Here is an 11,322-nt window from a genome sequence, read left to right as displayed (position 1 = left end):
CATGGCTGGTTTAAAATTACAGGCAGTAACCAAGAGCTGGGACGGCAAAACCCAGGTGATTCAGCCGCTGACCGTAGACGTTGCGGATGGCGAATTCATCGTGATGGTCGGCCCTTCTGGCTGCGGTAAATCTACGCTGTTGCGTATGGTCGCCGGGCTGGAGCAGGTGACCAGCGGGGATATCTGGATCGACAGCCAGCGCGTCACCGACATGGAACCCAAAGAGCGTGGTATCGCAATGGTGTTCCAGAACTATGCGCTCTATCCGCACATGACCGTGGAAGAGAACATGGCCTGGGGCCTGAAAATTCGCGGCCTGGGCAAAGAACAAATCCGCCAGAAGGTGCTGGAAGCCGCTCGCATTCTGGAGCTGGACGCACTGTTAACCCGCCGCCCGCGCGAACTGTCCGGCGGCCAGCGCCAGCGCGTTGCTATGGGCCGCGCCATCGTGCGCGATCCGGCGGTATTCCTGTTCGACGAACCACTGTCTAACCTCGATGCCAAGCTGCGCGTGCAGATGCGCCTTGAGCTTCAACAGCTTCATCGCCGCCTGAAAACGACCAGCCTGTATGTGACGCACGACCAGGTTGAGGCGATGACTCTTGCCCAACGTGTGATGGTGATGAACAAAGGCGTGGCGGAGCAGATTGGCACGCCAGTCGAGGTTTACGAGCGCCCGGCGAGCCGCTTTGTGGCAAGCTTTATTGGCTCTCCGGCGATGAACCTGCTGGATGGCAGCATCAGCGTCGACGGCTCACGCTTTGAGCTGGACGGCGGCGATGCCTTGCCGACCGGCAGCCAGCATTTGCAGTGGGTGGGTCGGCCAATGACGCTGGGTATCCGCCCGGAACATATTGCGCTAAGCTCACAGGCTGCAGGTGGCATCCCGATTGTAGTGGAAACCCTTGAAATGCTGGGGGCTGATAACCTGGTCCACGGCCGCTGGGGCGGTCAAAAAGTGGTGATTCGCCTTGGGCATCAGGAACGTCCGCAGCCGGGCACCACGCTTTGGGTGCATCTGCCGGAAGAACATCTGCACTTCTTTGATGGCAAAAACGGACAACGTTTATGAGCAACTGGCCTTATCCAAAAATCGTCGCCCACCGTGGCGGCGGTAAACTTGCGCCGGAAAACACCCTCGCGGCAATCGACGTCGGGGCACGTTACGGCCACACCATGATTGAGTTTGATGCCAAGCTCTCGCGCGACGGGCAAATCTTCTTGCTCCACGACGACACGCTTGAGCGCACCAGCAACGGCTGGGGCATTGCTGGCGAGCTGACCTGGGACAATCTGCTGAAAGTTGACGCGGGAAGCTGGTTCAGCCGTGAATATGCGGGCGAGCCGCTGCCGCTGCTTTCTCAGGTGGCTGAACGCTGTAAACAGCACGGCATGATGGCCAACATCGAGATCAAGCCAACCACCGGTCTGGAAGCCGAAACGGGCAAAGTGGTTGCGCTGGCTGCCCGTGAACTGTGGGCCGGGCAAACGGCACCGCTGCTTTCTTCCTTCGAGATTGAGGCTCTGGAAGCCGCACAGCTTGCGGCCCCTGAACTGCCTCGCGGTCTGCTGCTGGATGAATGGCGTGATGACTGGCAGGAACTGACGACGCGTCTTCAATGCGTGTCTATTCACCTGAATCATCAACTGCTTGATGAGGCTCGGGTGAAAGCGTTGAAAGCCGCTGGACTGTACATTCTGGTGTATACCGTGAACGTTCCCCACCGCGCAGCCGTGCTGCTGCAGTGGGGCGTCGATGCCATCTGTACCGACCGCATCGACGAGATAGGCCCGGATTTCTCCGCATAACGCCTTACGGTGTGACTGGCGGCGGCAGCGTTGAACTGTTTGGCTTCAACATGCCGCTGTTATTTCCTTTTAGCATCCCACCATTGGTGTTCGGCAGCGGGTTCATGCCCGGCTGCGACTGCAGGACACGCTGCTGATTGTTGTTCAACTGCGTCTGAAGCTGCTGTTGCTGAAGCTGATTTTGCGATTGTATCTGCTGCTTTAACATCCCCTGCTGCTGAGACTGCTGCGTTTGCATCTGCGTCAGCATCCGCTGCTGGCTCGGGTTCTGATAGCCCGGCAGGTTAGGGTTGTTGGTGGTGTTGAGCGGCTGTGCGAACGCGGTTAGCGGCAGCAAGGCTGCCAGAAGCCATACCTTTTTCATCATTATCTCCTCCCATCAGGGGTTGCTTAAGTTTACTCCGTTTCCTTTATCACGGTGATTATTTCGGATTTGTGAACCAGGCTTAAGCGGGGACTTTCCCCGGGTAAATGAGGATATAACGATGATAAAGCAGTGGAAAACGTTGCGCTGGGTCGCCATTCCGGCCCTGACAATCGGACTGTGTTTGACGGTGATAGCCGCTCCTCCGCCGCCGGTTTCTTACGGCGTGGAAATGGACGTTTACCATCCGGTGCGCGCGGAGCACGGCATGGTGGCTTCGGTGGACGCAGCGGCGACTCAGGTGGGCGTCGATATTTTAAAGCAGGGCGGTAACGCGGTGGATGCCGCGGTCGCCGTGGGTTATGCCCTTGCGGTCACGCACCCGCAGGCGGGGAATATCGGCGGCGGTGGTTTTATGATGTTGCGCACCAAAGACGGCAAAACAACCGCGATAGACTTCCGGGAAATGGCGCCGGAAAAAGCCAGTCGGGATATGTTCCTCGATGATAAAGGCAATGCGGACAGCAAGAAGTCGCTGACCTCGCATCTCGCCTCAGGTACGCCGGGCACGGTGGCCGGCTTTAGCCTGGCGCTGGAAAAGTACGGCACCATGCCGCTGAATAAAGTCGTGCAACCGGCGATCAAGCTGGCGCGGGACGGCATCGTTGTGAACGACGCGCTGGCGGACGACCTGAAGCAGTACGGGGCGGAAGTGATCCCGAATCACGCCAACAGCAAGGCTATCTTCTGGAAAGCGGACGGAGAGCCGCTGCAGAAAGGTGACAAGCTGGTGCAGACCCATCTGGCGAAAAGCCTGGAAATGATTGCCGAGCAGGGGCCGGGGGCCTTCTACAAGGGGGCGATTGCCGACCAGATTAGCGAAGAGATGGCGAAGAACGGCGGGCTGATAAGCAAGGCGGATTTGGCCAATTACAAAGCCATTGAGCGTAAGCCCGTCAGCGGCGAATACCGGGGCTACGAAGTCTATTCCATGCCGCCGCCGTCTTCCGGCGGGATCCACATCGTGCAGATCCTCAATATTCTCGAAAACTTCGATCTGGCGAAATACGGCTTTGGCAGTGCGGGCACCTTGCAAATCATGGCCGAGGCGGAAAAATACGCCTACGCCGACCGCTCGGAATACCTCGGCGATCCGGACTTTGTGAAAGTGCCGTGGCAGGCGCTGACCAGCAAGGCTTATGCGAAATCGCTGGCAGAGAAAATAGATATCAACAAGGCTCGCCCGTCGAGCGAAATCAAGCCGGGTAACCTGGCGCCGTACGAAAGTAACCAGACCACGCATTTCTCCGTGGTGGATAAAGACGGTAACGCGGTGGCGGTGACTTATACGCTGAATACCACCTTCGGCACCGGGATCGTGGCCGGGAATACCGGCATTCTGATGAACAACCAGATGGATGACTTTTCCGCTAAACCGGGCGTGCCGAACGTGTACGGGCTGGTGGGCGGGGAGGCCAATGCCGTGGGGCCGCACAAGCGTCCGCTATCTTCTATGTCGCCAACCATCGTAGTGAAAGACGGGAAAACCTGGCTGGTCACGGGCAGCCCAGGCGGGAGCCGAATTATCACCACAGTGCTGCAAATGGTAGTCAACAGCATCGATTTTGGCATGAATGTGGCAGAAGCGACCAACGCGCCGCGCTTCCATCATCAGTGGCTGCCTGACGAGCTGCGGGTGGAGAAAGGCTTTAGCCCGGATACGCTCAGGTTGCTGAAAGAGAAGGGGCAAAACGTCCAGGTGAAGGCCGCGATGGGAAGTACGCAAAGCATTATGATTGCGCCGGACGGGAAGCTGTATGGTGCGTCTGACCCACGTTCGGTGGATGATTTAACCGCAGGGTATTGATTGCCCCTCACTCCGGCCCTCTCCCCGTGGGAGAGGGTGAAAACCGCATGTAATATTTTTATCCCCTCTCCCTTTCAGGAGAGGGCGAGGGTAAAATCACTCTGGCTTAAAACGTGCCATAAAATAGGCATCTACATACTCGCCGTCGCGCAGCGCAAAGCGCTTCCCGGTGCCTTCCACCTCGAAGCCAAACTTGCGGTACACCGCCAGCGCAGCAGCGTTATCGGTATACACCGTCAGCTCTATCCGCTCGATGCGCAGCCACTTATCGCACAGGTCGACCATTTCTTTAAGTAAAGCTGAAGCTATGCCTTTCCCCTGATGATCGTAATGCACACCCATGCCGAAAGTGGCGACGTGGCTGCGGCGCGGAGATTGCTCCACCGTGAGCGTTAGCTGCCCCACAATCTCATCGTCGATGCATGCCACCAAATGTCGGCTCCCCGGTCGGGGGTCGGTAATTCGGTCATGCCAGGCTTTTAGAGAAGGATGAGGTAGCTGTAGCGTATCGCGATAAAGCGCCGGATGGGCATACATTTTTTGTAAAGCTTCCGCATCGCCAGGTTCGGCGTGACGCACAACAACTGATTTCATCCTTTTCTCCTCAATGAGTTATAGAAAACCTTTTAAACATCATTGACTTTGCACAACAAGTCAACGCTATTTTTTTCAAAAAACGCTTTACAAGTGCGAATGATAATGATTATTATTGCCATGCGTTCAGGGGAGACCCCTACGGAGACATCCTGAAAGCACGACATTGCTCACATTGCTTCCAGTATTACTTTAGCCAGCCGGGTGCTGGCTTTTTTTTTGGGTCCGATTCGGGCTACCTTACTTGCCATTTTGTCCCCGGGCTGTGCTCGAAATCCTCACGTATCTATATACGCTCCGGTTCCTGCGCGCAGGCCGTGAACAAACTGCCTGCGACGGCTACGCTCGACCTTTAAAATTAAAGATGGTTTGAAGTCTGCGGCTATAACGTGGCGCGGCTTTGCAGTAAGGTACAGGCAGCTCAAATCAAAAAGGATAATGAAATGACTCTGCACTGTGCCTTCATTGGCTTTGGTAAAAGTACCACCCGCTACCACCTTCCGTTCGTTCTGGTTCGTAAAGACAAACTCAACGTGGCCCATATCTTCCGCCGCAGTGAAAAACCGGATCTGGAACAACAGCCGCAGTACGCGGGCATTCACTTTACCAGCCAGCTCGATGACATTCTTAATGATCCGCTGGTCAAACTGGTGGTGATTTGCACCCACGTTGACAGCCATTTTGAGTATGCGAAAAAAGCGCTCGAAGCGGGTAAGAACGTGCTGGTGGAAAAACCGTTTACCCCAACGCTTGCCGAAGCGCGCGAACTGTTTGCGCTGGCAAAAGAGAAGGGGCTGGTCGTTACGCCTTACCAGAACCGTCGCTTTGATGCCTGCTTCCTGACGATGAAAAAAGCCATTGAGAGCGGCAAGCTCGGCAAGATCGTGGAAATTGAAAGTCACTTCGATATGTATCGCCCCGATGCGCCAGCGAACCCGGGCCAACCGGCTGACGGCGCGTTCTACGGCCTGGGCGTACACACCATGGACCAAATTATCTCCCTGTTTGGCCGCCCGGACCACGTTGCCTATGACATCCGCAGCCTGCGTAATAAAGCCAACCCGGACGATACCTTTGAAGCCCAATTGTTCTACGGCGACCTGAAAGCGATCGTGAAAACCAGCCATCTGGTGAAAATCGACTACCCGAAATTTATCGTGCACGGGACCAAAGGGTCATTTGTGAAGTACGGCATCGACCAGCAGGAAACCAGCCTCAAAGCGTACATCATGCCGGGTGAGCCAGGATTCGGGGCCGACAATAGCGTGGCGACGCTGGAGTACGTTAACGAAGCCGGGGAAACGGTGCGTGAAGAGTGGAAACCGGAAGTCGGCGACTATGGCTGCGTCTATGATGCGCTGTACGACACGCTGATCGACGGCAAGCCTAATTACATCAGAGAAATTGAAGCTCTCACCAACCTGGAAATCCTTGAGCGCGGTTTCGAACAGCCTTCTCCTGCGACAATAAGCCTCGCCTGATTGTTTTTTGATTCCTCTAACTTATTCACTTTTTTTGAACAGAGGAGTCAATTTTCACCCTCTATGATCCTCCGCGAAATGGGTCCACACTTATCCCATCAAACGAATTGCGGAGGACATACCATGATCTACTTAAGAAAAGCACAGGACCGCGGCCATGCGAACCACGGCTGGCTGGACAGCTGGCATACCTTCTCTTTTGCCGACTATTATGACGCCAACTTTATGGGCTTCTCGGCGCTGCGGGTCATTAACGAAGATGTGATCGATGCGGGCCAGGGTTTTGGGACCCATCCGCACAAAGACATGGAAATTCTGACCTATGTGCTGGAAGGCGCGGTTGAGCACCAGGACAGCATGGGCAACAAAGAACGTGTGCCTGCGGGTGAGTTCCAGATCATGAGCGCCGGGACCGGGATCCGCCACTCTGAGTACAACGCCAGCCAGACCGAACCGCTGCGCCTGTACCAGATTTGGATCATTCCAGAAAAAACCGGGATTACGCCGCGCTACGATCAGCGCCGTTTTGATGCTCCTCAAGGGCGCCAGTTGGTGCTTTCCCCGGATGCTCGCGACGGCTCACTGAAGGTTTACCAGGATATGGAGCTGTCTCGCTGGGCGCTGGCCAAAGATGAGCAGTCGGTTTATCAAATTCCTGCCGACCGCCGCATCTGGATTCAGGTCGTAAAAGGCGACGTGTCCATTAACGGTACGCAGGCAAAAACCAGCGACGCGATCGCGGTCTGGGATGAGCAAGCGATTTCCGTTCACGCCAGCGAGGCGAGCGAGATCCTGTTGTTCGACCTGCCGCCGGTATAACGTTACCCGTCACAACCTGCCCCTGAAAAAGGGGCGGGTTTTCTTTTGTCCGTGCTAAACTCGGCTGTCGAAACTTCATAAGCCAAGCAGGACGATGAAAAAGAAAAGACCGGTACTACAGGATGTTGCAGATCGCGTTGGGGTGACCAAAATGACGGTCAGCCGTTTCTTACGCAACCCGGATCAGGTGTCTGCCGCGCTGCAGGTAAAAATTGCCGCCGCGTTAGATGAACTGGGCTATATCCCGAACCGTGCGCCGGATATCCTCTCTAATTCAACCAGCCGGGCCATTGGCGTTCTGCTTCCTTCGCTGACTAACCAGGTGTTCGCCGAAGTGCTGCGCGGCATTGAAAACGTCATTGATGCCCACGGTTATCAGACCATGCTGGCTCACTACGGCTATAAGCCGGAACTGGAGCAGGAACGTCTGGAATCCATGCTATCCTGGAATATTGACGGCCTGATTCTGACCGAGCGCAACCACACGCCCAGAACGCTGAAAATGATTGAAGTCGCCGGGATCCCGGTAGTGGAGCTGATGGACAGCGTCTCTCCTTGCCTGGATATTGCCGTGGGGTTTGATAACTTCGAGGCGGCTCGTCAAATGACGGCCAGTATCATTGCTCGTGGCCATAAACATGTCGCTTATCTGGGCGCGCGTCTCGACGAACGTACCCTCATCAAGCAAAAAGGCTACGAGCAGGCGATGCTCGACGCCGGGCTGACGCCGTACAGTGTGATGATTGAAAACTCCTCGTCTTACTCCACCGGCATTGAATTGCTGCGCCAGGCAAAACGCGAATATCCCCAGCTCGACAGCATCTTCTGCACTAACGATGACTTAGCGATTGGTGCGGCATTTGAATGCCAGCGACAGGGGCTGCGTATCCCGGAAGATATGGCGATTGCCGGTTTCCATGGCCACGATATCGGACAGGTAATGGAGCCGCGTCTGGCGAGCGTGCTGACCCCGCGAGAGCGCATGGGGCGTATCGGGGCGGAGCGTCTGCTGGCGCGTATTCGCGGCGAAATCATTACCCCGAAAATGCTGGATTTAGGCTTTACGTTGTCGCCTGGTGGCTCGATCTAGGCCAAAATTTTATTTGATGCAGCTCACACTTATACACTTTGCAAACTAATGGTTATTGCTTAATGCTCAGCCAGGCTGGAAAATGTTATCGGTAACAGTTACCCGTAACAAAACCAGGCGCATTGCTTTGTGTCAGAGTCGGAGCCATCATGAGCACTACTAACCACGACCACCACATTTACGTCCTGATGGGCGTCTCCGGCAGCGGTAAATCCGCCGTTGCCAGCGAAGTTGCCCATCAGCTTAACGCCGCGTTTCTTGACGGCGACTTCCTGCATCCCCGCAGCAACATTCTGAAAATGGCTTCCGGCGAGCCGCTGAACGACGACGATCGTACCCCGTGGCTGAAAGCGTTGAACGACGCTGCGTTTGCGATGCAGCGCACCAACAAGGTTTCGCTGATCGTCTGTTCGGCGCTGAAAAAGCACTACCGCGACCTGTTGCGTGACGGTAACCCAAACCTCTCCTTCATTTACATGAAAGGCGATTTCGAAGTAATCGAAAACCGCCTGAAGGCGCGTAAAGGCCACTTCTTTAAAACCCAGATGCTGGTGACCCAATTCGAAACCCTGCAAGAGCCGCAGGCGGATGAAAAAGACGTGCTGATCGTGGATATCGACCAGCCGCTGGACGGCGTCGTCGCCAGCACCCTCGCATTGATCAACAAAGGCAGCGCAGAGTGAGTACATTAACGCTTGTTTTAACCGCAGTCGGCTCCGTGCTGCTCCTGCTGTTTTTAGTGATGAAGGCGCGTATGCATGCCTTCGTGGCTTTGATGGTGGTTTCTATTGGTGCCGGGCTTTTCTCCGGCATGCCGCTCGACAAAATCGCCGACACCATGCAGAAAGGCATGGGCGGTACGCTGGGCTTCCTGGCGATTGTGGTCGCCCTCGGTGCCATGTTCGGCAAAATTCTGCATGAAACCGGCGCGGTGGATCAGATTGCCGTCAAGATGCTGAAGTCCTTCGGCCACAGCCGCGCGCATTATGCGATTGGCCTGGCGGGCCTGATTTGTGCGCTGCCGCTGTTCTTTGAAGTGGCTATTGTGCTGCTGATTAGCGTAGCGTTTTCGATGGCGCGCCACACCAGGACGAACCTGGTGAAGCTGGTGATTCCTTTGTTTGCCGGCGTCGCTGCTGCCGCGGCATTCCTGCTACCAGGGCCTGCGCCGATGCTGCTGGCCTCCCAGATGCATGCTGACTTTGGCTGGATGATCCTGATTGGCCTGTGTGCCGCGATCCCGGGCATGATTATTGCCGGGCCGCTGTTCGGGAACTTCATCAGCAAATTTGTTTCGCTGGAGATTCCGGAAGACATCTCTGAACCGCATCTGGGAGAAGGCAAGCTGCCGTCCTTTGGCTTCAGTCTGTCGCTGATTCTGCTGCCGCTGGTGCTGGTTGGCCTGAAAACTATCGCCGCTCGCTTTACCGCGCCGGGCTCTTCGCTGTACGAATGGCTGGAATTCATCGGCCACCCGTTCACCGCGATTCTGGTGGCTTGCATGGTGGCTATTTATGGCCTGGCTTACCGCCAGGGCATGGACAAAGAAAAAGTGATGGCGGTGTGCGGTCAGGCGCTGCAGCCAGCGGGCATTATCCTGCTGGTTATCGGTGCCGGTGGCGTGTTCAAACAGGTGCTGGTTGACTCCGGCGTGGGCCCGGCACTGGGGGAAGCGCTGACCGGTATGGGTCTGCCCATCGCGATCACCTGCTTCGTGCTGGCGGCGGCGGTACGTATCATTCAGGGTTCCGCTACTGTGGCCTGTCTGACGGCGGTTGGTCTGGTGATGCCGGTTATCGAGCAACTGAACTATAACGGCGCTCAGATGGCGGCTCTGTCGATTTGTATCGCGGGTGGCTCTATCGTGGTGAGCCATGTGAACGACGCGGGCTTCTGGTTGTTCGGTAAGTTTACCGGCGCAACCGAAGCACAAACGTTGAAGACCTGGACGATGATGGAAACCATCCTTGGCACCACCGGGGCGATTGTCGGGATGATTGCATTCAGTCTGCTGTCTTAATCTCTCGTCTTACCCCCGCTTAAAACACCCGGCAATGGCCGGGTGTTTTGTTTTACGGGTTAAGCTTCTCTCTTCTCGTGACGCTATGACACCCTATTAAACCGGGAGTGTCCGCATGAAAAAGTTTCTCTTCTTACTGTTATTGCCGCTGTTCACCGGCTGCGCGACGCTTGTGGGTAACAACGACGCCACGGTGTATATCGACAGTACGCCAAAGCGCGCCGCCTTTACGATTTTTGATGGCAATAGCGGTATCGCCGCACAGGGCGTTACGCCGGAGTCCGTGACGCTTAAAAAGACGGACGGCAGCTACTTCGGAAAGAAAAACTACACGTTGACGCTCAAGCATGAAGGGTATTACTCAACGCCGCTGCCGCTGGAAACCCGCTTAACTCGCTGGTATCTCTTCGGCAATATCATTTTCTTCGGCGTGCCGGGGTGGCTGATTGTCGATCCGTTCTTTGGCGGCATGTATACGCTGAAGCAGGAAAGCCTGTATCCCATCCTGCGCAAGTGCCAGCCGGGACCGTATCGGGATATGTGTTCGTGATGGGGAAATAGGGGGTTAGGAGCAGGACTCGATTCGTCCCCTCTCCCTTTTAGGGAGAGGGTTAGGGTGAGGGTTGGTCTTACCCCCGCATCCAGGCGCGGATGCCGTCCAGGAACATCTGGGTGGAAATCATCACCAGTACCAGCCCCATCAGGCGCTCCAGGGCGTTAACCCCTTTCTCACCCAGCAGGCGCAGGAACAGGGAAGATTGCAGCAGAATAGCCACGGTACCGCCCCAGGCCAGCATCAGCGCGGCCACTAAATGCCCCATCTGGTTGGGATACTGGTGCGACAGCAGCATCAGTGTGGCCAGCAGAGAAGGGCCGGCAACCAGCGGAATTGCCAGCGGCACGATAAACGGTTCTTCACCCGCAGGTAGACCGGACGAACTGCCTTCCTGCCCAGGGAAAATCATCTTGATGGCAATCAGGAACAGAATGATGCCGCCTGAAATCGACACGGTTTCAGCGCGCAAATTCAGGAAACCAAGAATTTTCTCCCCGGCAAACAGGAAGATAAGCATCAGCAGCAGAGCAATAAGCAGTTCGCGGATCATAATGGCCCGGCGGCGCTTTGGCTCCGTGTGTTTTAGGACCGACATAAAGATCGGCAAGTTACCCAGCGGATCCATAATCAGGATCAGGAGTACCGCGGCGGATATGATTTCAGTCATTTGTTTTCCCCAAAATCTGGCAAGTTGTTTCTATTAATAAGCTTTGTTTCTGACA

The 11,322-nt window shown here is 55.7% G+C and carries 12 protein-coding genes; 9 read left to right on the top strand and 3 right to left on the bottom strand.

Features of this window, described 5'->3' with window-relative positions:
- The first annotated feature begins 1 nt into the window (after position 1).
- The gene (locus tag B9Y90_RS03150; protein ID WP_085540184.1) at positions 2 to 1,072 is read left to right on the top strand and encodes a sn-glycerol-3-phosphate import ATP-binding protein UgpC; all 1,071 of its coding nucleotides are present in this window, start codon (positions 2 to 4) and stop codon (positions 1,070 to 1,072) included.
- Entirely contained in the window at positions 1,069 to 1,809 is a 741-nt protein-coding gene (gene ugpQ, locus B9Y90_RS03145) for a glycerophosphodiester phosphodiesterase (RefSeq protein ID WP_039298503.1), read from the top strand. Before B9Y90_RS03150 ends, ugpQ begins: the two co-directional genes overlap by 4 nt.
- Before the next feature lie 4 nt (positions 1,810 to 1,813).
- Here the strand turns inward: ugpQ and B9Y90_RS03140 are convergent, their stop codons facing one another.
- On the bottom strand, positions 1,814 to 2,173 hold the full coding sequence (locus B9Y90_RS03140) for a DUF2756 family protein (protein ID WP_085540183.1): 360 nt from the start codon (positions 2,171 to 2,173) through the stop codon (positions 1,814 to 1,816).
- A 121-nt stretch (positions 2,174 to 2,294) separates the two neighbouring features.
- On the opposite strand from B9Y90_RS03140, the gene ggt reads away from it, so the two are divergent.
- On the top strand, positions 2,295 to 4,040 hold the full coding sequence (gene ggt / locus B9Y90_RS03135; protein ID WP_085540182.1) for a gamma-glutamyltransferase: 1,746 nt from the start codon (positions 2,295 to 2,297) through the stop codon (positions 4,038 to 4,040).
- Between the two features lie 96 nt (positions 4,041 to 4,136).
- Here the strand turns inward: ggt and yhhY are convergent, their stop codons facing one another.
- A complete protein-coding gene (gene yhhY, locus B9Y90_RS03130; RefSeq protein WP_085540181.1) occupies positions 4,137 to 4,634 on the bottom strand; it encodes an N-acetyltransferase in 498 nt (165 codons plus the stop codon).
- Between the two features lie 443 nt (positions 4,635 to 5,077).
- Here yhhY and B9Y90_RS03120 point away from each other — a divergent pair, with 443 nt between their 5' ends.
- The 6 genes from B9Y90_RS03120 to B9Y90_RS03095 all read left to right on the top strand — a co-directional run bounded on the left by B9Y90_RS03120 (position 5,078) and on the right by B9Y90_RS03095 (position 10,594).
- On the top strand, positions 5,078 to 6,115 hold the full coding sequence (locus B9Y90_RS03120) for an oxidoreductase (RefSeq protein WP_085540180.1): 1,038 nt from the start codon (positions 5,078 to 5,080) through the stop codon (positions 6,113 to 6,115).
- Positions 6,116 to 6,238: 123 nt separating this feature from the next.
- Positions 6,239 to 6,934, top strand: a complete 696-nt coding sequence (locus tag B9Y90_RS03115; RefSeq protein WP_085540179.1) for a pirin family protein — start codon at positions 6,239 to 6,241, stop codon at positions 6,932 to 6,934.
- A gap of 94 nt (positions 6,935 to 7,028) precedes the next feature.
- The gene (gene gntR, locus B9Y90_RS03110; RefSeq protein ID WP_008457915.1) at positions 7,029 to 8,024 is read left to right on the top strand and encodes a gluconate operon transcriptional repressor GntR; all 996 of its coding nucleotides are present in this window, start codon (positions 7,029 to 7,031) and stop codon (positions 8,022 to 8,024) included.
- A 149-nt stretch (positions 8,025 to 8,173) separates the two neighbouring features.
- Positions 8,174 to 8,707 (top strand): gluconokinase, encoded by a 534-nt coding sequence (gene gntK / locus B9Y90_RS03105; protein WP_085540178.1) that lies wholly within the window; start codon positions 8,174 to 8,176, stop codon positions 8,705 to 8,707.
- Positions 8,704 to 10,044 carry a gluconate transporter gene (gene gntU / locus B9Y90_RS03100; protein WP_085540177.1) on the top strand — a complete coding sequence of 447 codons (1,341 nt, stop codon included), beginning with the start codon at positions 8,704 to 8,706 and terminating at the stop codon, positions 10,042 to 10,044. The genes gntK and gntU overlap by 4 nt, the downstream gene beginning before the upstream one ends.
- A 115-nt stretch (positions 10,045 to 10,159) precedes the next feature.
- Positions 10,160 to 10,594 carry a hypothetical protein gene (locus B9Y90_RS03095; RefSeq protein ID WP_085540176.1) on the top strand — a complete coding sequence of 145 codons (435 nt, stop codon included), beginning with the start codon at positions 10,160 to 10,162 and terminating at the stop codon, positions 10,592 to 10,594.
- 79 nt (positions 10,595 to 10,673) lie between these two features.
- On the opposite strand, the gene B9Y90_RS03090 is transcribed toward B9Y90_RS03095, so the two are convergent.
- Complete coding sequence (locus B9Y90_RS03090) at positions 10,674 to 11,267, bottom strand: YhgN family NAAT transporter (protein WP_008457909.1); 594 nt, start codon at positions 11,265 to 11,267, stop codon at positions 10,674 to 10,676.
- Between the last annotated feature and the right edge of the window lie 55 nt (positions 11,268 to 11,322).

Origin of the sequence: Cedecea sp. NFIX57, from assembly GCF_900177785.1 — a bacterium.
GTDB lineage: Bacteria > Pseudomonadota > Gammaproteobacteria > Enterobacterales > Enterobacteriaceae > Cedecea > Cedecea neteri_C.
This window is presented reverse-complemented; position numbering and strand designations above follow the sequence as displayed.